The organism is Bacillus sp. PS108 (assembly GCF_037963335.1).
GTDB lineage: Bacteria > Bacillota > Bacilli > Bacillales > Bacillaceae > Bacillus > Bacillus subtilis.
Genome location: NZ_CP150155.1, coordinates 3464352 through 3488791, shown reverse-complemented (window position 1 = coordinate 3488791; position 24440 = coordinate 3464352). Strand labels below are relative to the sequence as shown.

The 24440-nt window shown below is 41.1% G+C and carries 22 protein-coding genes; 20 read left to right on the top strand and 2 right to left on the bottom strand.

Annotation, left to right across the window (positions count from 1 at the left end; genetic code table 11):
• Positions 1-222: 222 nt before the first annotated feature.
• From NSQ16_RS18120 to NSQ16_RS18045, 16 genes are all read left to right on the top strand, one after another.
• Entirely contained in the window at positions 223-1881 is a 1659-nt protein-coding gene (locus tag NSQ16_RS18120; RefSeq protein WP_116315810.1) for a DUF2339 domain-containing protein, read from the top strand.
• A 130-nt stretch (positions 1882-2011) separates the two neighbouring features.
• Positions 2012-2743, top strand: a complete 732-nt coding sequence (locus NSQ16_RS18115; protein ID WP_131228147.1) for a lipoprotein YvcA — start codon at positions 2012-2014, stop codon at positions 2741-2743.
• Between the two features lie 133 nt (positions 2744-2876).
• Positions 2877-3572, top strand: coding sequence for a lipoprotein YvcA (locus tag NSQ16_RS18110; RefSeq protein ID WP_131228146.1), 696 nt, complete (start codon positions 2877-2879; stop codon positions 3570-3572).
• Positions 3573-3956: 384 nt separating this feature from the next.
• Positions 3957-4679 carry a lipoprotein YvcA gene (locus tag NSQ16_RS18105; RefSeq protein WP_230488633.1) on the top strand — a complete coding sequence of 241 codons (723 nt, stop codon included), beginning with the start codon at positions 3957-3959 and terminating at the stop codon, positions 4677-4679.
• Positions 4680-4684: 5 nt separating this feature from the next.
• Positions 4685-6592: a DUF6792 domain-containing protein gene (locus NSQ16_RS18100; RefSeq protein ID WP_327836436.1), complete on the top strand. Its 1908-nt coding sequence runs from the start codon at positions 4685-4687 to the stop codon at positions 6590-6592.
• A 14-nt stretch (positions 6593-6606) separates the two neighbouring features.
• Positions 6607-6966 (top strand): hypothetical protein, encoded by a 360-nt coding sequence (locus tag NSQ16_RS18095; RefSeq protein WP_128473308.1) that lies wholly within the window; start codon positions 6607-6609, stop codon positions 6964-6966.
• Positions 6967-7130: 164 nt separating this feature from the next.
• A complete protein-coding gene (bmrA, locus tag NSQ16_RS18090) occupies positions 7131-8900 on the top strand; it encodes a multidrug resistance ABC transporter ATP-binding protein/permease BmrA (RefSeq protein ID WP_064911625.1) in 1770 nt (589 codons plus the stop codon).
• Between the two features lie 125 nt (positions 8901-9025).
• Complete coding sequence (locus NSQ16_RS18085; protein WP_076457540.1) at positions 9026-10480, top strand: tetratricopeptide repeat protein; 1455 nt, start codon at positions 9026-9028, stop codon at positions 10478-10480.
• Positions 10481-10860: 380 nt separating this feature from the next.
• Positions 10861-12270 carry a peptidoglycan DL-endopeptidase CwlO gene (gene cwlO, locus NSQ16_RS18080; protein ID WP_014481004.1) on the top strand — a complete coding sequence of 470 codons (1410 nt, stop codon included), beginning with the start codon at positions 10861-10863 and terminating at the stop codon, positions 12268-12270.
• 204 nt (positions 12271-12474) lie between these two features.
• Positions 12475-13425: a thioredoxin-disulfide reductase gene (gene trxB / locus NSQ16_RS18075; RefSeq protein WP_003243021.1), complete on the top strand. Its 951-nt coding sequence runs from the start codon at positions 12475-12477 to the stop codon at positions 13423-13425.
• 318 nt (positions 13426-13743) lie between these two features.
• Entirely contained in the window at positions 13744-14220 is a 477-nt protein-coding gene (locus NSQ16_RS18070) for an 8-oxo-dGTP diphosphatase (protein ID WP_080265396.1), read from the top strand.
• A 24-nt stretch (positions 14221-14244) separates the two neighbouring features.
• Entirely contained in the window at positions 14245-15132 is an 888-nt protein-coding gene (gene rapZ, locus NSQ16_RS18065; RefSeq protein ID WP_003243903.1) for an RNase adapter RapZ, read from the top strand.
• Between the two features lies 1 nt (position 15133).
• A complete protein-coding gene (mgfK, locus tag NSQ16_RS18060) occupies positions 15134-16087 on the top strand; it encodes a gluconeogenesis morphogenetic factor (RefSeq protein WP_003244450.1) in 954 nt (317 codons plus the stop codon).
• Positions 16088-16109: 22 nt separating this feature from the next.
• Positions 16110-17060 carry a DNA-binding protein WhiA gene (gene whiA, locus NSQ16_RS18055; RefSeq protein WP_003243775.1) on the top strand — a complete coding sequence of 317 codons (951 nt, stop codon included), beginning with the start codon at positions 16110-16112 and terminating at the stop codon, positions 17058-17060.
• Between the two features lie 23 nt (positions 17061-17083).
• Positions 17084-17341 (top strand): HPr family phosphocarrier protein, encoded by a 258-nt coding sequence (locus NSQ16_RS18050; protein WP_003219835.1) that lies wholly within the window; start codon positions 17084-17086, stop codon positions 17339-17341.
• Positions 17342-18106: an arylamine N-acetyltransferase gene (locus NSQ16_RS18045; protein ID WP_080529834.1), complete on the top strand. Its 765-nt coding sequence runs from the start codon at positions 17342-17344 to the stop codon at positions 18104-18106. It begins immediately after the preceding gene.
• Positions 18107-18141: 35 nt separating this feature from the next.
• Here NSQ16_RS18045 and NSQ16_RS18040 read toward each other — a convergent pair whose 3' ends face one another.
• Positions 18142-18351 carry a lipoprotein gene (locus NSQ16_RS18040; protein ID WP_003243327.1) on the bottom strand — a complete coding sequence of 70 codons (210 nt, stop codon included), beginning with the start codon at positions 18349-18351 and terminating at the stop codon, positions 18142-18144.
• A gap of 146 nt (positions 18352-18497) precedes the next feature.
• Here NSQ16_RS18040 and psdR point away from each other — a divergent pair, with 146 nt between their 5' ends.
• The 4 genes from psdR to psdB all read left to right on the top strand — a co-directional run bounded on the left by psdR (position 18498) and on the right by psdB (position 23052).
• Complete coding sequence (gene psdR / locus NSQ16_RS18035; RefSeq protein WP_003244535.1) at positions 18498-19211, top strand: two-component system response regulator PsdR; 714 nt, start codon at positions 18498-18500, stop codon at positions 19209-19211.
• Positions 19205-20275 (top strand): two-component sensor histidine kinase PsdS, encoded by a 1071-nt coding sequence (gene psdS / locus NSQ16_RS18030; protein ID WP_160221836.1) that lies wholly within the window; start codon positions 19205-19207, stop codon positions 20273-20275. The genes psdR and psdS overlap by 7 nt, the downstream gene beginning before the upstream one ends.
• Positions 20276-20357: 82 nt before the next feature.
• A complete protein-coding gene (psdA, locus tag NSQ16_RS18025; RefSeq protein ID WP_003228167.1) occupies positions 20358-21137 on the top strand; it encodes a lantibiotic ABC transporter ATP-binding protein PsdA in 780 nt (259 codons plus the stop codon).
• Entirely contained in the window at positions 21112-23052 is a 1941-nt protein-coding gene (gene psdB / locus NSQ16_RS18020) for a lantibiotic ABC transporter permease PsdB (protein WP_339232373.1), read from the top strand. Before psdA ends, psdB begins: the two co-directional genes overlap by 26 nt.
• Before the next feature lie 37 nt (positions 23053-23089).
• Here the strand turns inward: psdB and NSQ16_RS18015 are convergent, their stop codons facing one another.
• Positions 23090-24067, bottom strand: a complete 978-nt coding sequence (locus NSQ16_RS18015; protein WP_080348101.1) for a D-glycerate dehydrogenase — start codon at positions 24065-24067, stop codon at positions 23090-23092.
• Between the last annotated feature and the right edge of the window lie 373 nt (positions 24068-24440).

Sequence of the window (24440 nt, the reverse complement as noted above, 5' to 3'; positions counted from 1 at the left end):
TTTGTTTCAGCTGAACCATTTGTCTTGTCCTAATAGAAGAAATAAAAAAACCAATCGAATTTCCTATTTAACAAAAATTTCCCATGATGTAACATGACTTAGAATGAAAATCTCAAATGGATATCAGGTCTTTAGGATTATTTTATACAAACCGGTCAGGATAGTGAGGAAAAGACATAGTATGAAAAAGCGGCTGCTAATTATTCGAAAAATGAGGAGAGAATGGTGAACGAAAAAATTGATGAACTGAACAAAAGAGTTGGACGTTTAGAACAAGAACTGGAAAGTGTCAAAAGGGAGATCGCAAATCTCGCTGCTGGCAAGAAAGAACAAACAGTAGTCAAAACGGATGAGCACCCAAAAATCAACAAGGAAACCGAAGTTCCACAAAAGACGCCGGCTCCGCGAAAAGAGAACCGTACTTTAGAAAACATGGCGGGAAATTGGCTTCCGAAGATCTTTATTTTTGTTTTTCTTCTTGGTATGATTTGGGCATTTGTGGCAGCTGCAGAAAAAGGCTGGATCAACGCATATATGAGGGTAGGGGCAGGACTTATTGTCTCTATTGTGCTATATGTTCTCGGTAGCAGGTCACATAAGAAAAATGCCAGTGTATTGGGCAGTTCATTATTGGCGGGCAGTAATATTGTCTATATTGTTTCTTTGTTTGCGGGTAACATGCTGTACCAGATTATACCGACGCCGCTTACAATGATCCTTCTTGCTGCAGGCGTTGCGGGCGGTGTGTACATATCAAGGAAATACCGATCACAAACACTGATTGCGATTATCGTCGCAGGTGTTTACTTGTATCCTTTTTTATTTGGCGGGAAACAAGGAAATGAATACATCTTTTATGTATATGAGTCATTGGTTTTCGCAGGCTTAATATATGAGACAGTTAAACAAAAGTACAGCGTAGCATGGAATATAGCTAACTATGCTTTCATATTAGCGATTTTTGCTTTCTTATCATTTACAGATGCGCAGGTGACGGGTTGGACACTTGCTGTATTTATCCTACAGCAGGCGATTACGATTCTATCAGCCTTACGATCGAACAGCCAATTTAAAAAAGCTGTCTATCTTACAGCTGTTACAATCGGAGCTCTTGTCGTTTTCATCACAGGGGTTGTCCTGTACATGAAAAACGATACAGTCTTATACGTCTTTTATACTGCTGCATTTGTGTTTTACCTGTTGTTAAGCTTATGGAAAAGTAAAGAATTTGCCGAAATCAAACATACGTTTTTTCTCATTTCTATGATTTATTTTAATGTATTGGCAGCGGATGCATTATCTGAAAATGTGATCTTGCTGTACATCATATTCACCTTACAAGGAATCATGATGTGTTACGTGTCATACCGCAAAAAAAGCTGGTTGATCGGCATTGCCGGAGTGATTGTATTATTACAGGCAGCCTGCGGCCTCATACAATACCCGGCACGTTCATTACACGTTCTCAGCATTGTCTCTTGGCTGCTGCTGATCAGCTCACTTTTTGGCGGCTATCTGTATTCGAAGAAAATACATTATAAACAAGTCACAACTGTTGTTTCGTCCGCTGTTTCATTACTGCTGCTTGTATTCTTCAGCAAATTATCCATATGGATGTCGGATAGGATTGACGGCGTATCAGTAAACGTAGGAGTATCCCTGTCATGGTTTATATTTGTCATTGTGATGTATGCTGTTTATTACGCAACCAAAGACAAGACATGGAACCGAATTGGGCTGATCTTTTTATTCATTACACTTGCCAAAATAATTTTAATAGATTCTGCTTCGATTGACATTGTTTGGAGAGCGGTCTTATTCATCTTGTTAGGAGTCATTGGCCTGTTTATATCCAGAGTATTTTATTCGAAAAGAGAGTAACAATCATGTCTGGTCAAGACTGCCGATAGAACGCGGCGGTCTTTTTTCAGTATGATTCTATATTGTAATACGGATAGAACTAAATAATCATGTTGTAACAATCTATCAGTTAAACGCGTGGAGGTTTGTCATGAAAAAAATCATCTTGCTTTGCTTCTGCTTATTACTTACTCTGACAGGCGGATGCAGTATGAACACCAATGAAAAAAACAACACAAAAGACAATAACACAGAAGCCTTAAAACCAAAAGATATGGATCCAAAAGACCTGCCGCAAGTTCTGGCATTTCAAGATGAGAAGACGAGAGAGTACATGGTGTCAACGAAGGAAGAGGAGCCGGGGTATTATTTGCTGGAGTCTAGGCTGAAAGGGTTTAGGATGTTGTTTCCGGAGGATGGCGAGTATCTTCCTAATTATTCCACATCAAATGGAAAGAATAGCGAATCGATAGGATTTCAAAGCTATAATGAAAAATCAAATATACTCTTAGATGCACAAATTAGCTACTATAACAAATCTTCTTTTATTAATAATCCAGAGACAATGTTGCGCCAAATTAGTAATGAGAATGGTTACAAAGGTGAATTTAAGAAAGAAAAAACTGACGGGAAAATAGTATATACTGCATCAAAAAAAAGCACTTTTAAAAACAGTGATCGTAAATACAATTATTCCTTTCGTTATTTTGGATATATAAAATCTAGTGATGAAGAGTACTTGGGAATAGTATATTCTTTTATAGTTCGTTGTAAAAAGGTTGATCAACCCTGTGCTTTGAATGGAGATCAAGCAAGAGAAAGAACTGATACTCTCATTCATTCTATTATCTTTTATAAGAAGAGGAGTAGAGATGGACAATAAGAATGTTTTCATGAACGAAAATATAAAGCTCTTTATAATTAACTCAGAGTATGACTATAAAGAAAAGTTTACACAGAATCACTTTTCAATTGGATCAGTAATATTGATTAGTTAAACCTATTGGAGGTTCGTCGTGAAAAAGACCATCTTGCTTTGCTTCAGCTTATTACTTGCCCTGACAGGCGGATGCAGTATGAGCGTCAGTGATAAATACACCACAAAATACAATAAAACAGAAGCCGTAAAACCAAAAGACATGGATCCAAAAGACCTGCCGCAGGTTCCGGCGTTTCAGGACGAGAAAACGAGAGAGTACATGGTGTCAACGAAAGAAGAGCAGCCGGGGTATTATTTGCTTGAATCTAAGCTGCAAGGGTTTAGGATGTTGTTTCCGGAGGATGCGGAGTATTCCGACTCAGAAACTTCAAAGACAAACGAGTCACTATTTTTTGATAGTTTTAATAAAAAAACGAATATAGTAATGAATGCTTCAGTTAAGTTTTATCAAAATGAATCGTTTATAAACGAACCGGAGAATATGTTGGATATTATTAGCGGTAAAAATGAATACAAAGGTGATTTTGAGAAATTAGAAACGAAGGATAAAGATATTTACTTTGCCTCAAGACAAGAAAACTTTGACAAAGAAGAGACACCATCTTATATCTTCCTTGGTTATATAAAATCGAAAAAACAAGATTATTTAGGGATGGAATATTCTTTTATGTTTAGCTGCTCCGCCAATGCAAATACATGTAAACAAAACCCGAAAGACAATGAAGAAAAAGTTAAAAAAATAATAAACTCTACTACCTTTGGCGATATGTAAAGGAAAATACGAAGAAAGAGAGATATCTGCTCAAAGAAAAAGGCTTTTGATGATATAGAGGGAAAGAATAGTTTTTCTTATAGAGAATTAAGGGAAATAGAGTATTCGTTTCGATTCACCTACTATAAAGATGAAGAGGTTAAGTAAGAGCCGTATGATAAACGATTTTATGAAAAAAGAAATAGGTATTTTGATGTGTTTGTGGTGTTTTGCTTGATTTGTTAGTGAAAGGAGATCAAAACCAAGACGGATTTCCTATTTATCCAAATTCCACCATGATGTAACATAGAAAAGGATAAAATAATCACGTATTAACCAGGTCAATAGGATTATTTTCGGTATGAAAATAGAATTCTATTCTCACAAAACCCGTGGAGGTTCGTAATGAAAAAGATCATATGTATTTGCTTTAGCTTATTACTTGCCCTGACAGGAGGATGCAGTATGCAAGACAATGATAAAAACACCACAAATGACAATAAAACAGAAGCCGTAAAACCAAAAGACATGGATCCAAAAGACCTGCCGCAAGTTCCGGCGTTTCAAGATGAAAAAACGAGAGAGTACATGGTGTCAACGAAAGAAGAGGAGCCAGGGTATTATTTGCTTGAATCTAAGCTGAAAGGGTTTAGGATGTTGTTTCCGGAGGATGGGGAGTATGTACCTGATCTTTCAAGTAAAGGTGAAAATGAGGAAACAATAGTATTTGATAGTTTCAATAAAAAAACTAACATTCAATATGACGGGCAATTAGATTATCATCAAGAAAAAAGTTTTGCGAATGACAAGGATACAATGCTTGACATTGTAAGCGGCAGAAATAGCTATAAAGGAAAATACGAAGAAAGAGAGCTATCTGATAAAATTGTATATTCTGCTCAAAAGAAAAGCAGTTTTGATGATGTGGATGAAAAGAATAATTTTTCTTATAGATTTTTTGGTTATGTTAAATCTAGAAAAGAGGAATATTTAGGAATAGAGTATTCTTTTCGTTTTTCTTGCTATAAGGGTAAAGAGGTTTGTTCATTAAAGAAAGAAGAAGCAGAAAAAAAAGTTCGAAAAATAATTGATTCTATTACCTTTTTAAAAGTTAAAAAGGAGAAATAGAGAAAATGGAAAATAAGAATATATTTGAAAATGAAAATGTAAAGCTGCGTTTAATTGACTTGGAGTACGATTATAAAGAAAAATTTGCTTCTAATATTGAAAGTGAAATAAAGAGAGCTAAAACAGATTTTGAAGTCGAGGTGCGTCGAATATACAAAGAAGAAACACATCGAGATCTTCCAAAAAATCTGGAAATATACACATCTAATGAACTTATTAAAAAAAATTCGAAAATAGATACATCAATAAGAGAGTCCGGATATGATGGTACAGCTATTTATATTAAGGATGATAAACAACACGTTAATCAACTTCATATTATTTCAGAGGGGAGTGCTGATAACGAAGACTGGTCATACAATTTCTTTGGTCTCTTTTTAGGGATAGATGACAGCCAGTACCAAGCGACAAAAGAGTTTGTAAGAAATGCCAAAAGAGAAACAGAGAATTCTCATGATTTAAAGACCTTTGCTATGGGCCACTCACTGGCAAATAATAATCAGGTGATGGTTCAATTAATTGACGGAGAATTTGATGAGGTTTATGGGGTTAACGGAGCTCAAATAAGCGTTGACCACCTGCTAGCAACTGATTTGAATTTGAGAGATAGGCTAATGCATAAATTTCATATTAGACGCTTAAAAGATATAAATGATATCCCACCAGATAAGCTAAAAAAAGAAATCCAAAAATATTATGAAGACAAAGGCGTAACAGCAAACATCATCCAACGCATCTCAAAAGATGACCCGCTGTATGGAGTCAGCGGCAAGGCCGATTTCATTACATTCGGTGATGTGAAGATGGCAGATACAAATACAAGTGTAAAAGGCATCCGCAACATTATGGATGGGGTTCCTGACGAAGATGTGAGGTCAATTCAAAAATTCCTTCAAAAATATAAGGATGACTATGAAAAAGACGGCTTGAACGGTTTTATAAAGGCAGCCAGCGGGATAGACATAGACCTGATTGAAAGAGTGAAAAACACAGACGGCGCTTTAAAGAAAGTAAGTGTCCTATATGAGCATTTTGATGATGTTAAGCAAATGTATGGCCGAATAAAAGAGGAACTGCCGTCGTTTTTAGGTTTTCTTCATACCTTGTTGAGAAACAGCGGACCGGTCGTAGATCAGTTAGCTGAAAATGGGTATATTGATGAAACGCAAAAGAAAGTGATCAAAAAAGAATTAACGAATATTAATGCGAGTATGCGAGGCATAGAATTACGGTACGAACATTTCATAGACCATCTAAAGCATGGCCAATTTATGCAAGCTTTAAAAGACGTTGGTGAAATAGTGGACTACGTAAAATCAATTCTGTCCTCATTGAAAACACTCGACACAGAAACAAAAGACGCACTAAAACTTATCGTCGACGGCCACAGCATCGTTCAAATGCTCAACGCCTTGTCAAAGGAAAAAGGCTTCAGCTATAAAGGCTCCGATATTTATTTTACAGGGAAGAGCGGCTCGGGAGAAACGATTCAAGTCAATCTCTCATCCGCTGTCAGAATCTATCAAAACGGTATGAAAATCGTTGAAGATATGGAAGATGCGATTTCTAAGTACCAGAAGGTTTACAGTCAGGAAATCGATGAAGACTTCATAGACAAAAAGCAGGCAATCATCACGGCTATTCATCATATGGAAGAAAACCCTTCGAATTATGCCTTCGATCTTCAATTCCGGCTTGCAGCTGGTTTCAGCCACACATTCGATAAATTGGAGAAAATCTCAGTTCATGAATCATTCCACACAGGTGCGCTTCCTGCTAATGATGGAATTGTTGCTGAATTAAAAAAACAGACAACAGAAAAAAGAGATTTTATCAAAAATATCCGCGAGAGTATTGAAAAGCTGTTTGAAAAAGAAGAAATGATTTCTCAGTTATTTGATTTTCAGCCTTAGGAGGAATATGAAGAGTGACTTCCTTATTTTCAGAAAGTGAAACAGAAATTGTATCAATGACCTATATGTTTCTTACCCAAGATGAAATGAAGGGGAAAGCGGGCACCCTCAATCAACCGATCAACGACTTTCTCAGCCTGACAAAGAAATTTGAGTCTTCATTAAAAGAGGAAATCAAAGGGCAAAAAGGATTGATTGTAAAAAAAATAAAAAAAGAGCTTGAGTCTAAAAGTGAAAAACGAAAAGCCGCCCTTGAGATGATAAAAGAAGAACATACTGCAAAAGTTGATCGATACAAAATGATAATTGAAGACCTGCGACAGCAGGATGTAACATTGACTTATAGAAAAAAGAAGCCTGTGAAAGATGTCTAACATAAAAATCTCCTATTCAAACAATGAGTGGGAGATTTTTATTTTGATCACGGTAAAAATATACTGAAAAAGTCTTTCTCCATTGATATGATTGAGAAAGAGTAAAAATCATCCTTTTGCTATGACTTTTCACCTTTCTGAACGCTGAAACAGGAGGAAAATATATGCCAACCAAGAAACAAAAATCTAAAAGTAAATTGAAACCCTTTTTTGCCTTAGTAAGACGGACCAATCCTTCTTATGGAAAGCTTGCCTTTGCGCTTGCCCTCAGTGTTGTAACCACGCTGGTCAGCCTGCTCATTCCATTATTAACGAAGCAGCTTGTCGATGGTTTTTCTATGTCAAATCTGTCAGGCACGCAAATCGGTTTGATCGCGCTGGTGTTTTTCGTTCAGGCGGGTTTAAGCGCTTATGCCACCTATGCGCTTAACTATAATGGACAAAAAATCATTTCCGGGCTGCGGGAGTTACTATGGAAGAAATTAATTAAGCTTCCTGTCTCTTATTTCGATACAAATGCTTCCGGAGAAACAGTCAGCCGTGTAACGAACGATACGATGGTGGTCAAAGAATTGATTACAACCCATATCAGCGGATTTATTACAGGCATCATTTCTGTCATTGGATCATTGACAATCTTGTTTATTATGAACTGGAAGCTGACACTGCTTGTGTTAGTGGTCGTTCCGCTGGCCGCTCTTATCTTGGTGCCGATTGGACGGAAAATGTTCTCCATTTCACGAGAAACGCAAGATGAAACAGCCCGTTTTACAGGCCTGCTTAATCAAATTCTCCCGGAAATCAGACTTGTCAAAGCTTCAAATGCGGAGGATGTCGAATATGGGCGCGGGAAGATGGGGATTTCCTCATTATTTAAGCTTGGCGTTCGTGAAGCCAAGGTTCAATCACTTGTCGGCCCGCTTATCTCACTCGTGCTAATGGCAGCGCTTGTCGCAGTGATCGGATATGGCGGCATGCAGGTATCTTCAGGCGAACTCACGGCGGGAGCGCTCGTGGCTTTTATTTTATATTTGTTTCAAATTATAATGCCGATGGGCCAGATTACAACGTTTTTCACACAGCTGCAAAAATCAATCGGTGCAACAGAACGAATGATTGAGATTTTAGCAGAGGAAGAAGAAGATACAGTGACAGGAAAACAAATTGAAAATGCGCATCTCCCTATTCAGCTTGATCGCGTGTCTTTTGGATACAAGCCTGATCAGCTGATTTTAAAAGAAATCAGCGCCGTCATTGAAGCAGGTAAAGTCACAGCGATTGTCGGTCCGAGCGGCGGGGGGAAAACGACGCTGTTTAAGCTGCTTGAACGTTTTTATACTCCGACTGCAGGGACCATTCGACTGGGGGACGAGCCGGTCGATACTTACTCGCTTGAATCGTGGAGGGAGCACATCGGGTATGTATCGCAGGAAAGCCCGTTAATGTCCGGGACAATCAGAGAAAATATTTGCTACGGGTTAGAACGAGATGTGACGGATGCTGAGATCGAAAAAGCCGCGGAGATGGCATATGCGCTCAATTTTATAAAGGAGCTGCCGAATCAGTTTGATACAGAAGTAGGCGAACGCGGCATTATGCTGTCAGGCGGACAAAGGCAGAGAATCGCAATTGCGAGAGCGCTTCTCCGTAACCCAAGCATTCTTATGCTCGATGAAGCGACCTCAAGTCTCGACAGCCAATCTGAAAAATCAGTTCAGCAGGCGCTTGAGGTGCTGATGGAGGGCCGCACAACGATTGTGATCGCTCACCGCCTATCTACCGTTGTAGATGCGGACCAGCTTTTGTTTGTTGAAAAAGGGGAAATTACCGGTCGTGGAACACACCATGAGTTAATGGCTTCCCATGGTCTTTATAGGGATTTTGCTGAACAGCAGCTGAAAATGAATGCGGACTTAGAAAACAAAGCCGGGTAAATTTTGGTCGAATCAGCCAATAAAAAAGAGGAGGGATTTTCCCAATCCTTCCTTTTGAACTATTGAGGGGCTTACGATTTATGGTATACTACTGACGGTAATATTGTATAAAACGGAGGGTAGTTGTGGGAAAACACACTTCTGAACATAAAAATCACGCACAAATTGTCCAGCTGCTTCAAGATGGACAATATTTTTTTCATAAAGGCTTGAAAGCGTATAAAGAGCGCAATCTAAAACGGGCAAGCAAACTGATTCAGCGCGCGGTTCATTTGGAGCCGGAGGATTCAGAGATGCTTTCACAGCTTGCGGTCATTTATTCGGAAATGGGCCAGTATCAAGAGTCGAACGATCTTCTTGACTATATCATGGCAAATCTGGAGGCCGAAATGCCGGAGTGCCATTACTTTAAAGCGAATAACTTTGCCCATCTGGGGCTCTTCCAGGAAGCTTATAAAGAAGCGGCCGCTTATTCTGATGCGGACCCGGATGGTGAATTCGCCGAAGAAAACGATAGTCTGCTTGATTTGCTCGATTTAGGAGACGACGGCATTGAGGATTCGTTGTATGACCAGGATGAACTGCTGGTGAAACAGGATCGGGCAAAGTCATTGCTGGAAAGCGGCCAGCTTGCTGAAGCGGTTGCGGCGCTTGAGGAAATCACAGCTGAATATCCGGAGCTTTGGTCAGCATACAACAATCTCGCGCTTGCCTATTTCTATTCAGGAAACGTTGTAAAAGCGAAGCAAACCGCTTATGAAGTGCTTTCTCATAATGAAGGAAATCTTCACGCCTTATGCAATCTTCTCGTTTTCTACTATTATGAAAGAGAAGACGAAAAAGTGGCGGAATTGAGTGATCAGCTCTCCAATGTCTATCCGATGCTATTGGAGCAGCGTTATAAATTGGGTGCTACATTGGCGCTTGTCGGCCGCTACGAGATCGGATATAAATGGCTCAAATCATTATATAAAACCGGCTTTGAAGGTGACGACACCTTCTTTTACTGGCTTTCCTGCTCTGCTTATTTTACGGGACATACCGACTTTGCCGAGACGATCTGGAGAAAAGTCGAGTCGCAATATCCCGGCGAAGACCGCCCGGCGCCTTGGATTGAGCGGAGGGAAGCTCTTCCTTCATCTGTGGAGCAGCGTCTCGCAGCCTATTATATCAGCAGCACAAAGGGAGAAACAGAGCATCTTGAAGCGGTGATACGCTCAAAGAGAATCACCGCTCCTTTTGAAACTCATTTTGTAAAGCTGCTTCTGAATGGAGATTCTGCTGCTGCTGACGTTTCAGAGGATGCACTTTTCGCTTATCAAACGGTCAAATTATTAGAGCAAGCTGAAAAAGAAGAGATGAAAACAGAAGTCATGAGCTGCTGGGTTTTCCATGTCATCCAGCAAATTCGTGCAGCTGCTCCGTTGAAGAATGAGAAAGGCTGGGCAGCAGCCATCTGTTATATTTGGAAAGAAGCCCATGGCAAGCAAGACACGAAAAAAGACACAGCGGCCCGATTCGGCATCTCTCCGGCAACTTTGACGAAATATATGAAATATATTGATGATATTCTAGAATAGTAAATTTTAAAGAGTCGATTTATTTAATCGACTCTTTTTTTGTTTGATAGATTATATTGAGAAAATAATATCGACAGTTTTTTTACACGCTTAAGAAAAATGACAAATGATGTGTGACTTGACATCTGTTTGAAACATAAATGTAATAAAATTTATCGCTAATTTGTCGAAACTTGATGGTATAATGATTCTCGTACATAAGGAATTAGTGTTTTTTACATATGATGTGAAATAAACGCTATACAACCAGAATAAGAGATGCACAGAATAATTAACCATAAACAACCTTCATTCCTCGTAGAGTATGAGGAACGAAACTTGATGTTCAAAATACGATTCCAAATGAGGACAGGTTCACAGTAAAAGGGAGGATATAAAAAGTGAGAAAGAGTTTAATTACACTTGGTTTGGCTTCCGTCATCGGGACAAGCAGTTTTTTGATCCCATTTACAAGTAAAACTGCATCGGCGGAAACATTAGATGAAAAGAAACAAAAAATTGAAAGCAAGCAATCTGAGGTTGCTTCCAGCATTGAAGCGAAGGAAAAAGAATTAACTGAGCTTCAGGAAAATCAATCAAAGATTGAAAAAGAACTGAAAGACATTAACGCTAAGGCGCTTGATACAAGCAACAAGATCGAAGATAAAAAAGAAGAAAATGATAAAACAAAAGAAGAAATCAAAAAACTGAAAAAAGAGATTAAAGAAACTGAAGCACGCATCGAAAAACGCAATGAAATCCTGAAAAAACGCGTTCGTTCTTTACAGGAAAGCGGCGGATCTCAAGGATACATAGATGTTCTTTTAGGATCAACAAGCTTTGGTGACTTTATCTCTCGTGCGACTGCGGTTTCATCTATTGTGGACGCAGACAAAGATTTAATCAAACAGCAAGAGCAGGATAAAGCGAAGCTCGAAGATTCTGAAGCGGATTTGAATGACAAGCTGAAAGAAGTTCAAGCTGCATTGGCTAAATTAGAAACAATGCAAAAAGACCTTGATAAACAGCTTAATGAAAAAGACAAGCTTTTCGACGAAGCAAAAGCAAGCCAAAAGAAAACGGCTAAAGCGATTTCTGAATTAAAATCAGAGGCGTCTGAACTTGCAAATCAAAAAGCAAATACTGAAGCTGAACAAGCACGCATCAAAAAAGAACAAGAAGCAGCGGCTGCTTTGATCAAAAAGCAGGAAGAAGCACAAAAAGCATCTGATGAAACACAAACAGATGACAGTCAAACGGCGACAACTGAATCAGCAAAAGCAAGCTCATCTGATGATTCTTCAGACAATTCTTCTAACGGTTCATCAAACAGTTCGTCAAACGGCTCATCTTCTAAGAAGAGCAGCGGCTCAAACAGCAATTCAGGCGGCACTGTTATCAGCAACTCTGGCGGAATTGAAGGCGCGATCAGCGTTGGTTCAAGCATTGTAGGACAATCTCCGTACAAGTTTGGCGGCGGACGCAGCCAATCTGATATCAACAACCGTATTTTTGACTGCTCATCATTCGTACGCTGGGCATACGCTTCTGCAGGTGTTAACCTTGGACCTGTAGGCGGGACAACTACTGATACGTTAGTTGGCAGAGGACAAGCTGTCAGCGCGTCTGAAATGAAACGCGGAGACCTTGTGTTCTTTGACACTTACAAAACAAATGGACACGTAGGAATCTACTTAGGAAACGGTACTTTCCTAAACGACAATACATCTCATGGCGTATCTGTTGACTCTATGAGCAATCCTTACTGGAAAAAAGCATTTAAAGGCGTTGTAAGACGTGTTGTTCAATAATAAATATGACAAGGGCCTTCTAAAACAGAAGGCTCTTTCTTTATTAACATATACCCTTTTCGAATACATTTAATCGTGTTGAGCAAAAAAATAGCGTATCACCATGAGATTTTATAGGATATGGGTAAGGAATACGTTTGATGGGGATTCTTATCTTATAAGAAAGAGCCCAAACTTGAAAAGATGGTTTAAGGAGTGAATAGTGTGTCAGAAGAAAAAATTTATGACGTGATTATAATCGGCGCGGGCCCTGCTGGGATGACGGCCGCTGTATACACATCAAGAGCGAATTTATCGACATTAATGATTGAAAGAGGAATTCCTGGCGGACAAATGGCCAATACGGAAGATGTAGAAAACTATCCTGGATTCGAAAGTATCCTTGGGCCTGAGCTTTCTAACAAAATGTTTGAACACGCGAAAAAATTCGGCGCTGAATACGCTTATGGCGATATTAAAGAGGTCATTGACGGCAAAGAGTACAAAGTAGTCAAAGCTGGTTCAAAGGAATATAAAGCCCGTGCTGTCATCATTGCTGCAGGTGCGGAATATAAAAAAATCGGCGTGCCTGGCGAAAAAGAATTGGGCGGACGCGGTGTATCTTATTGTGCAGTATGTGACGGCGCTTTCTTTAAAGGCAAAGAACTTGTCGTTGTTGGCGGCGGAGATTCCGCGGTTGAAGAAGGCGTATATCTGACTCGTTTCGCTTCAAAAGTAACGATTGTTCACAGACGTGATAAACTCCGTGCTCAAAGTATTCTTCAAGCGAGAGCATTTGATAATGAAAAAGTTGACTTCCTATGGAACAAAACCGTGAAGGAAATTCATGAGGAAAACGGCAAAGTCGGTAACGTAACGCTTGTCGATACGGTAACCGGTGAAGAAAGTGAATTCAAAACAGACGGCGTATTCATTTACATTGGCATGCTTCCTCTGTCTAAACCGTTTGAGAATCTGGGCATTACGAATGAAGAAGGCTACATCGAAACAAACGACCGCATGGAGACAAAGGTTGAAGGAATTTTCGCTGCCGGCGACATTCGCGAAAAATCACTGCGCCAAATCGTAACAGCTACAGGAGACGGAAGCATTGCGGCACAAAGCGTACAGCATTATGTCGAAGAGCTTCAAGAAACGCTGAAAACCTTAAAATAAAAAGGGCTGTCATACGAGTTTCACATTACGTTACTGGGTTTTAATTCCGCTGTAACACATGTGTAATGCTTTTCGGTTATGATTAATAAAGTAATTGACCCCCTTTTTATAATGAATACACTTTTTTGGCACGGATTCTCCAGTTATCCGTGTCCTTTTTTTGTCCATAAATAAAAGATGAATGCCAGTTACAGCAAAATCATCTGAATTAAGGAATGAATATGCTGTAAAATAGAAGAAAAGATTGTCAATGTCTCTTCATTGTGGGAGGCATCTTGAAGCGGTATAATAAAGAGACGATGACAGGACGAAGGTTAGGTGACGTACTTGCAAAGAGTGACAAATTGTGTGCTTCAGACGGATGACAAAGTTCTTCTGCTTCAAAAGCCGAGACGCGGATGGTGGGTCGCGCCGGGAGGCAAGATGGAGAGCGGAGAATCAGTCAGAGACTCCGTCATCAGAGAGTACAGAGAAGAGACTGGTATCTATATCATAAATCCTCAATTAAAAGGCGTTTTTACCTTTATTATTAAAGACGGTGACCACATTGTCTCCGAGTGGATGATGTTTACGTTTGTCGCGGATTCTTATACAGGACAAAATGTATCAGAATCAGAGGAAGGCAAACTGAAGTGGCATGATGTCAATGACATTCAGAACCTGCCTATGGCCCCTGGAGACGGCCATATCCTTGATTTTATGATGAAGGGACAAGGGCTGCTGCACGGCACATTTACGTATACACCGGAATTTGAGCTGCTCAGTTATCGTTTAGACCCGCAGCACATCAAATAGAAAGACAAGTCAGGGGGGAGAAAGATGAGTGTTAGTGAATCACATGATATTCAGCTTGTCATTATAACCGGAATGTCGGGAGCGGGGAAAACTGTCGCGATCCAAAGCTTTGAAGATCTCGGCTATTTCTGCGTCGATAATCTTCCGCCTTCATTGCTTCCGAAGTTTTTAGAGCTGATGAAGGAATCAAATTCGAAAATGAGCAAAGTTGCGCTCGTGATGGATTTGCGCGGCCGCGAATTTTTTGACCGGCTGATTGAAGCGCTGGATGAAATGGCCGAAAATCCGTGGATCACACCGCGAATTTTATTCCTGGACGCGAAGGATTCCATTCTCGTCACAAGATATAAAGAAACGAGACGCTCGCATCCGCTGGCAGCGACTGGCCTGCCGCTTGAAGGCATCGCGCTGGAACGAGAGCTGCTTGAGGAATTAAAAGGCCGCTCTCAAATCATTTACGATACGTCTGACATGAAGCCGCGTGATTTGCGTGAAAAAATCGTGAAGCACTTTGCGACAAACCAAGGAGAGACATTTACCGTGAATGTCATGTCATTTGGTTTTAAATACGGTATTCCAATTGATGCAGATCTCGTCTTTGATGTCAGATTTTTGCCGAATCCGTACTATATCGAAAGCATGCGGCCGCTGACTGGCAAGGATAAAGAGGTTTCCTCTTACGTCATGAAGTGGAATGAAACGCAAAAGTTCAATGAGAAATTAATTGATCTGCTGAGCTTTATGCTTCCATCTTACAAAAGAGAAGGAAAAAGCCAGGTTGTCATTGCGATCGGCTGCACAGGGGGCCAGCACCGCTCTGTGACATTAGCCGAGAATTTAGCTGATTATTTCAAAAAGGATTACTATACTCATGTTACTCACCGGGACATTGAAAAGAGAAGCCGGAAATAAGATGGGACAAAAGCCGAAAATCGCAATCTTTGGCGGCGGTACAGGTCTTTCTGTATTGCTACGGGGCCTAAAGCATAAACCTGTTGACATCACGGCCATTGTAACAGTTGCCGATGATGGCGGAAGCTCTGGCCGTCTGCGGAATGAACTGAAAATTCCGCCTCCCGGAGACATCAGAAATGTGCTTGCCGCTTTATCCGATGTGGAGCCGCTTGTTGAAGATCTTTTTCAGCACCGCTTCAATAAAGGGAATGACTTAACAGGCCATTCTCTCGGGAATTTGATTTTGGCAGCGATGACAAATATAACCGGTGATTTTTTTCACGCTGTCACAGAAATGAGCAAGGTGCTGAATGTAAGAGGAAAGGTTTTGCCGGCTGCCAATGCCAGTGTCGTTTTGCATGCTGAGATGGAGGACGGCCGCGTGGTCTCAGGCGAGTCAACGATCCCGGAATACGGACAGCGTATTAAGCGTGTTTTTCTCACGCCTGAACAGATTGATCCGCTGCCGGAAACAATAGACGTGATCAGGGAAGCGGATTTGATTATTATCGGCCCGGGAAGCCTCTATACAAGCATTCTTCCCAATTTGCTCGTCCCAAAAATCGGGGAAGAAGTGATAAAGGCGCCGGCGAAAAAAGTATACATTTGCAACGTGATGACTCAGCCCGGCGAAACGCTCCATTACACCGCTGCTGATCATGTGAAAGCGCTCAATCAGCATATGGGCTGTGGTTTTATTGATACGATATTAGTGAACAGTGAAGACATTCCCGACGAAATAAAACGTAAGTACGAAATGGAATCGGCGCGTCCTGTTGATTTTGATATCGAAGAGCTGAAAGCGATGGGGCTTGAAGTCATCAGAGATCAAATTGTAACGTATAAAAATGACGTAATACGTCACGATACACATAAAGTGGCCTCTCTTCTTGTTGATTTACTGAAAGAATGAAGCCTTGAAATGAGGTGGCTATATGTCATTTGCATCAGAAACAAAAAAAGAATTAACGAATCTGGAAGTGAAGGACTGCTGCATTAATGCCGAGCTGTCTGCACTCATTCGGATGAATGGAGCTTTATCATTTACAAACCGCCATCTCGTACTCGATGTTCAAACCGAAAACGCGGCGATTGCCCGCCGCATCTATACATTGCTGAAAAAACAATATGATGTGTCGGTCGAGCTGCTGGTCAGAAAGAAAATGCGGCTGAAAAAGAATAACGTCTATATTGTGCGTTTTTCAGAAAATGCAAAAGCGATCTTAGAGGATTTAAAAATACTCGGGGAGAATTTTGTGTTTGAACGAAGTATTTCGAAAGAGCTGGTCAAAAAGAGATGCTGCAAGCGTTCTTATATGAGAGGAGCATTTTTGGCAGGAGGTTCGGTCAATAACCCGGAAACCTCCTCGTATCATTTAGAAATCTTCTCTCTTTATAAGGAGCATAACGATTCATTATGTGACCTGTTAAATGAGTTTCAGTTAAACAGCAAAACGCTTGAACGAAAAAAAGGCTACATTACCTATTTAAAAGAGGCTGAAAAGATTACAGAGTTTCTAAACGTAATTGGCGCTCACAATTCGCTTCTGCGATTTGAGGATGTCAGAATCGTCCGGGACATGAGAAATTCGGTCAACCGCCTCGTCAATTGTGAAACAGCCAACTTAAACAAAACGATTGGCGCATCGCTGAGACAGGTGGAAAATATTAAATACATCGATGAAAGAATCGGCCTGGAGGCGCTGCCTGAAAAACTTCGGGAAATTGCGCAGCTTCGGATTGATTATCAGGAAGTGACGCTGAAAGAGCTGGGGGAAATGGTAGCAAGCGGGAAAATCAGCAAATCAGGGATCAATCACAGGCTGAGAAAACTTGACGAAATCGCAGAACAGCTGCGGACAGGGCAAACCGTCACTTTAAAATAACCGTAAAGAAAAGGGGAGATCTTATGGTTCAACAGAAAGTGGAAGTTCGATTAAAGACAGGACTGCAAGCACGTCCTGCTGCTTTGTTTGTACAAGAAGCAAACCGGTTTACGTCAGATGTGTTTCTTGAGAAGGATGGGAAAAAAGTAAACGCCAAAAGCATCATGGGGCTGATGAGCCTTGCGGTAAGCACAGGCACTGAGGTTACCTTGATTGCCCAGGGAGAAGATGAACAAGAGGCGCTGGAGAAGCTGGCTGCTTACGTTCAAGAAGAAGTTTAGGTGATAAAAATGAGTGACTTTCTAAAAGACTGCTTTCAGAAAATTGGCTGGGAGAAAGATCATGTCAGCTTCGGCGATCTTCCCCTTTTTCTCAAAGCAATGGCATACCGTTTTCCATTCGAAAACCGTGCCGTACTTGCAAAAGAGAATTATAAGATCACAAAAGAAGAGCTATGGCGACGTCTGCTCAAAGATCAGCATGGCGGCCTATGCTACGATCTAAATGGTTTCCTTTATTTTGTCTTGCATGAGGCCGGGTTTCATGTGAAGCTCATTCGAGGAACGGTTTATGCAGGCAATCAAGAGGGATGGGCACTAGAAGGGACGCATGCTGCTGTATGGCTGTCTGCCGAAAACGGCGATTACCTCGTTGATATCGGCTTCGGCATCAACCTGGCGCTCCAGCCGATACCGCTTTCCGGAGAAACGGTACAGTCACCAGTCGGGTCATTCCGAATCAAAAGAGAAGAGACAGAAAAGGGCAGCCATGTTCTGCTGATGGACAAGGGAGAAGGCTGGCAAATCGGGTACGCCTTTACTCTTGAAGAGAGTGATCTCGGTGATTTAGATAACATGAAGGACATCATTCACTCTCATGAAAAATCTCCTTTTAACAAATCCCCGCTTGCCTCAAAGCTGACGCCGAGCGGAAGGATGGTCATGTCAGAGCGCCATTTTACGATTTATGAAAACGGCGGTGACATTCAAAAAAGCGACATCGGTCCTTCAGAATTTGAAGAGAAATTAAATACTCATTTTTTGTAACGTGAAAAGCTTGCAGGTTATCTGCAAGCTTTTTCTTATGAACAAGTGTAGATCGCTGTATCAAATGCATCTTCTGGGATATACAGTTTTCCCTTTTCGTATTTATAAGGAATTTCATTCTCTTTAAAACACTCTTTGGTATAGTCAGTTAGTGTATCCCCAATTTCTATGTATTTCCCGGTATAGTTGGGCTGACATGCTGAAAGAATTGACGTCATTGCCAGAAACAGCATGATTTTCTTCATCACGACACCTGCCTATTATGAAAATTTTACCTTTATCATTCTATCATAGCAAAAAGAAAAAGACCGATTTACTATTCCGCACATGCTATAATAATTTTGGAATCTTCTAGAAAAATCATCGTGATGTACATATAAGGGGGATCAACGTGTATCGGATTTTGCTTGTGGAAGATGATGAGCGGATTGCTTCTTTGCTGGGCGGTCATCTTCAAAAATACGGATATGAAGTGAAAATTGCTGAACAGCTGAATGATATAAAATTGGAATTTGCAGAAATGAAGCCTGATCTTGTGCTGCTTGATATCAACCTGCCTTTTTTTGACGGGTTTTATTGGTGTAGGCAAATCCGTACCATTTCCAATGCGCCGATTATCTTTATATCGGCACGGACCGATGAGCTGAATCAGGTAATGGCGATTGAAAATGGCGGCGATGATTATATCACAAAGCCGTTCCATCTAGAGGTAGTGATGGCCAAAATCAAAAGCGTCCTGCGCCGCACATATGGTGAATACTCGCCCTCTTTGCCGCAGGAATCAAGAATAGTGGAGCTTGGCGGGCTGACGATTTATCCTGATCAAAATGAGGCCGAATGGAACAGCGTCCGTATTCTGTTTTCCCAAAAAGAATTTCAGCTTCTCTCTATTTTTGTGAGGGAGCATAAAAAAATTGTCTCTCGTGATGAACTATTGGAGGCGTTATGGGATGACGTTGATTTTGTCGATGACAATACGTTAACGGTCAATGTCAACCGGCTGCGGAGAAAACTGGAGAATGCAGGACTGACAGATTGCATTTCCACAATCAGAGGACAAGGCTATCAATTTCAAGTCAATCGGAAGGATGAAGCGGAGTGTTAAAGACTTATCTCATCGACCGCTTAGCCATTATTCTATTTTCATTATTAGGGATAGGGTCCGCCATGCTGATTGCGTATTTAAGCATTGTAGAGAGCGGCGCAGAACCTTCCAAAGAAAATATGATGTACATATGGATTTTGCCTGGTACTCTTTTAGCCGCAGGTTTTGCTGTTGATTATGTTCGGCAAATTTCCTTTCTCACATATGTTAAAAAGCTTGCAGAACAAGCCTCTTCTTCGAATGACATCGGACAGTCTTTGAAAGCCAGAAAGCCAAGAACAGGAGAGCAAGCGCTTTGGACGAAAATGATCAACGCACTCGGGCAGCAATACGAAAGCAGGCTCTCACAATATATCAATCAGCAAAAACAGCATTACACCTTCACCAACCAATGGGTCCACCATATGAAAACACCGGTATCCGTCATATCCTTAATGATTCAGGAAGGAAAAAACGGAACTTCATCCTCTTTTCCGACGTTTTTAGAGGAGCTGGAGGATGAGAATGAGAGATTTCGCCACGGTCTTGATATGATGCTGCAAACGGCCCGGCTGGAGGAATTTGCATTTGATGTAAAGCCGCAAACCTTTGATTTGACAGAAATGGTTCGTTCACTGATCAATCAGGAAAAACGTCAGTTTATTAAACGGCGCCTTTTTCCAACATTACATGTGCCGCCAAATGCCGTTCAGATTTCCAGTGATCAAAAGTGGCTTTCCTTTGTTGTTGAGCAAATCCTTTTCAACGCCTTAAAATATTCAAAGCAAGGTATGGGAGACCCTATTACAATCCGGATTGAAACACAGGGACATGAGACGCGCTTGTCGGTTGCCGACGAAGGAATCGGCATACCGCCGCAGGATCTGCCGCGGATTTTTGACGCGTTTTTTACCGGAGAAAACGGACGAACCATGAAAGAGGCAACTGGAATGGGCCTTTATTTGGCAAAACAGGTGTGCAGCCGTCTCGGCCATAAGCTGTATGCGGAATCAAAAGAAGGGGCTGGCACTGTGATGACCATCGTGTTTTCAAGTGACACCCTCGTGAATGTGACAGCATTGTAAGGTTGGGGAGCGGAATTGCAAGAAAGTTCGATGGGAGGATGCTGACTTCCTTTTTATAATAAAGAAAAAGGAGGAGCAGAACATGAACGTGTTGCAAACAACGAACCTATCGAAAACATACTATTCAAATAAAGGAACAATATCATACCAAGCGCTCAGCGCCTTTGATCTCAGTGTGTCAAAAGGGGAATTTGTCGGGATTATGGGGCCGTCGGGAAGCGGAAAAACCACGCTTTTGAATTTGCTGGCTACCATTGATAAGCCGACCCAGGGCGAGATGATGATCAACGGCATTCAGCCGAAAACGTTAAAGGACCAAGAGCTGGCTTTGTTTCGCAGAAGAGAACTCGGCTTCGTCTTTCAGGATTTTAATCTGCTTGATACGCTGACGATTCGTGAAAATATTCTCTTGCCGCTCGCATTGGATAAGGTAAAGCTGAGAGAAATGGAAGCCCGATTGGATGAACTGGCGGATACGCTGCAAATCAAGCACATTCTCGATCATCGCACATATGAGGTTTCGGGCGGACAGCAGCAGCGGGCAGCCTGTGCCAGAGCGATTATTCACAATCCGGCGCTCATCCTTGCCGATGAACCGACAGGAAACCTCGACTCAAAATCGGCAAAGCAAGTGATGAACACACTGGCTCAGCTGAATGAGGAAAAGGAAGCGACGATTCTGTTGGTTACGCATGATGCCACAGCAGCAAGTTTCTGTAAACGAATTGTTTTTATTAAAGACGGACGTTTCTTTTCAGAGATTCACAGAGGAACAAACAGGCAGGTGTTTTATCAAAGTATATTGGATACCTTGAGTGTGTTGGGAGGCGATTTTCATGAATTTGAGAACTATCGCCCGTAAAAACATTCTTGGGAATCTGCAACGGTATGTGGCCTACTTTTTAAGCTGTGTGTTTGCCGTTTCGGTGTTTTTTGTCTTCACATCATTTATTTTTCATCCTGATGTCAATGAAGACAATATATATGGAGGAAGCCTTGTCAAAACATGCTTGAGCGCAGCTCTTGTCGTCATCATTGTGTTTTGTATATTTTTCATCACATATTCCAATTCAGCGTTTTTGCAGGCAAGAAAGAAAGAGTTTGGGCTGCTGACACTGTTTGGCACATCAAAGCAGCAGCTTCGCAAGATGATTTATTACGAGCAGTCACTTATTTCTCTTGCGGCGATTGCGGCAGGCATTGGAGCAGGCCTGTTATTTTCCAAACTGTTTTTTATGATCATGACATGGATGCTCAGCGTGAAGGTGCCGATTTCGTTTGCAATTGTGCCGAAAGCGTTTGTGATGACAATTGCCGGCTTTCTCATCCTGTTTCAGACGCTGCTCATTTTATCACTGGGACGGATTCGGAAGCTGGAAATCATTGAACTGATTAAATCGGCCAAAAAGCCGAAAAGTTTGCCGGTTTATTCGAAATGGCTCACTGTATTGTCTTTGCTATGTCTTGGCAGCGGTTATTATCTATCTGCAACAGCCAATGCCATTGACATGATGTTTCGGGTATTTCCAATTTTGATTTTAGTGTTAATTGGCACGTATTTCTTTTTTACACAAAGCAGTGTGGCGTTTTTCCGCATGCTGTACCGAAAGAAACACAGCTTCTACAAAGGCACGAATATCATTGTGCGTTCCAACATGATATTCAGGCTGAAGGATCATGCACGCATGCTGTTTTTAACCTCTGTCATTACAGCGGTCATATTAACAGCTACAGGTGTCATCTATATGTTTTATTCCGATTTACAAAGGCAGGAGGAGCAAAGCATTCCTCAGTCTGTTTCCTGGGTGGAAAAGGATGCTTCCCGCTTTCAGGTCATGAAGCCTGAGACGGCTGAGAATACATTGAAAAAAGCTCATGCTGTTATCAAGTATAAGGTGGATGCCACAGGGATTCCTGTCACTTTTCAGTCAGACTTGTCGTATGGAAATAAGAAGATGGAAGCGGAAGCTTTGCTGATTTCAGAAAAAGTCTATAATCAAGTCGCAAAGGAAAAAGGGTTCCCAGTTATTCATTTACAAGAAAATGAAGCATTTATTAATGTTTCTTTTCAAATGATGGTGAAAGACACATTTGGAGAAGGGAAAACAGCAGCATTTCATATGAAGTCAGGAAAAACTCTTTCCTACGTCATGAAAAAGCAGCAAAACAAAGGGATATTGATGTCTGTCGATGGAGTCAGCCGTTTATTGGTTGTCAGCGAAAAGAGCTTTGACAGTCTGTCACAGGATGTGCCGCTGAAGGAACAGATGAGAATGGTAGGTTATGAGCTTGAGCATTGGCAGGAGACGGTGGATGTCTCTGAAAAGCTTGAAAACATGGTGCCGAAAGAACATACATCTGATTTTCAAACACGTGCTCCTAGTTATCAAATTGTGAAGCAGGGAGTTGCATTAATGCTGTTTATTGGTCTGTTTGTCAGCGTGCTGTTTTTTATCGTGCAAGGAAGCATGCTGTATTTGCGGATGTTTACGGAAATAGAAGATACGAGAGTGCAGGTGTTAGCCTTAAAAAGGATAGGGGTTACGGACAAAGAGATTCACTCGATCCTTGGAAAGCAAATAGGATTTTTATTCTTCATCCCATTTATCGCAGGTACGATTCACGCGGGCTTTGCGTATGCAGCGTTAAGTAATATGCTGAATTCCAATTTATTTCTTGAGGCCGTAATTGTCATCTTCATTTATTTTGTATTCCAGGCTGTTTATTATATCGTCACCCGCCATATTTATAAGCGTGCTGTTCTTCAGCGTATGTAATATGAAATCCGGTCTGTTATCAGACCGGATTTTTGATTTATTGAAATTCTCTTGTAAGATTTTTCGGTGTTTGCCCTTGGATCGCTGCGAGCATATTTTCGGCAGCTTGTTTGCACATGTTGAAGCGCACTTTAGCTGTTGCTGAACCGATATGAGGAAGCAGCGTGACATTATCCAGCTGCAGGAGCGGATTATCTTGGGTGACAGGCTCTTTTTCGTATACATCTAAGCCGGCTCCCCTGATCCAGCCTTCCTGAAGAGCGCGAATCAGTGCTTTCTCATCAACTGTCTTTCCCCGGGAAATATTGACGAAAATTGCTGAATCCTTCATCAACTTAAATTCGCGTTCTCCTATCATGTGATAGGTTTCATCAGTCAGCGGCGTAATGAGAAGAATAAAATCAGATTGCTCCAGCAATGTATCAAGCTCTGCATACTTAACGCCGATGCTGTCTTCTGTTTCTTGTTTGCGATGTCGGTTATGATAAAGCACTTCCATATCAAAACCAAATTTGGCGCGTCTCGCTGCTTGTTCTCCAATTCTGCCCATGCCGATAATGCCTAACGTTTGATGATGAACATCAATTCCGAAAAGCGCTTCCTCTTCCACGGTTCCCCATTTTCCTGCTCTGACAAAACGGTCCAGTTCGGCAACACGTCTGGCGGAAGACAGAATCAGTGAAAAAGCCAGATCTGCAACTGTGTCATCCAGTGTATAAGGTGTATGAGTCCCGACGACTCCTCTTTCTTTCATTGCTTCTATATCGAAGTTATCGTAGCCTACTGATTGGTTGCTGACCACTTTGAGCTTAGGCGCGTGTTCCAGCAACTCACGATTGATTGACGGCCCGGAAGTCCCTGACGTTAAAAGCCCTTCCGCATCTTTTAATTTTTCAAATAGCACGTCACTCGGAAGCGTATCCTCCTGCCATACTTCATAACGGCAATGTTCACCGATGAATGCTTCAATCTCTTCAGGAATCGGTTTTGTGATAAATACAAATGGTTTCAACAAGGCTCCCCCTTTATGGCTGTTGTCTATTTCATTATATCGGAAATAAATAGATGTTAAAAATATAGCTGCGTTCTTTTTATTTTCTGGTTCTTTTGAACTTAAAATGGAGATCGAACAGCTAAATCTGCTTAAAAAAAGTTTTTTAATTATCAGAATTCACCCATATTTTTTGTCAGACAAATCATCGATATGCGAACTGCAGCCGGATTATAGGATGCATTAAATATAAATTTTATTATCTTTGAAAGATATAAATGTTTATGTTTTGATTCTACAGTCCAATTATAGTGTCTTTTTTTGAAAGCCTTTTCTTGGCTTATTCCTATGCTATAATTCCTTACTGTAAGCTGGGTAAGAAGGCTTGCAAAATCAT

Bases quoted from the DNA above. Each gene is read 5' to 3' on its own strand.
- NSQ16_RS18120 (WP_116315810.1), top strand. From the start codon at position 223: ATGGTGAACGAAAAAATTGATGAACTGAACAAAAGAGTTGGACGTTTA.
- NSQ16_RS18115 (WP_131228147.1), top strand. From the start codon at position 2,012: ATGAAAAAAATCATCTTGCTTTGCTTCTGCTTATTACTTACTCTGACA.
- NSQ16_RS18105 (WP_230488633.1), top strand. From the start codon at position 3,957: ATGAAAAAGATCATATGTATTTGCTTTAGCTTATTACTTGCCCTGACA.
- NSQ16_RS18100 (WP_327836436.1), top strand. From the start codon at position 4,685: ATGGAAAATAAGAATATATTTGAAAATGAAAATGTAAAGCTGCGTTTA.
- bmrA (WP_064911625.1), top strand. From the start codon at position 7,131: ATGCCAACCAAGAAACAAAAATCTAAAAGTAAATTGAAACCCTTTTTT.
- rapZ (WP_003243903.1), top strand. From the start codon at position 14,245: ATGAGTGTTAGTGAATCACATGATATTCAGCTTGTCATTATAACCGGA.
- mgfK (WP_003244450.1), top strand. From the start codon at position 15,134: ATGGGACAAAAGCCGAAAATCGCAATCTTTGGCGGCGGTACAGGTCTT.
- whiA (WP_003243775.1), top strand. From the start codon at position 16,110: ATGTCATTTGCATCAGAAACAAAAAAAGAATTAACGAATCTGGAAGTG.
- NSQ16_RS18050 (WP_003219835.1), top strand. From the start codon at position 17,084: ATGGTTCAACAGAAAGTGGAAGTTCGATTAAAGACAGGACTGCAAGCA.
- NSQ16_RS18040 (WP_003243327.1), bottom strand. From the start codon at position 18,351: ATGAAGAAAATCATGCTGTTTCTGGCAATGACGTCAATTCTTTCAGCA.
- psdA (WP_003228167.1), top strand. From the start codon at position 20,358: ATGAACGTGTTGCAAACAACGAACCTATCGAAAACATACTATTCAAAT.
- psdB (WP_339232373.1), top strand. From the start codon at position 21,112: ATGAATTTGAGAACTATCGCCCGTAAAAACATTCTTGGGAATCTGCAA.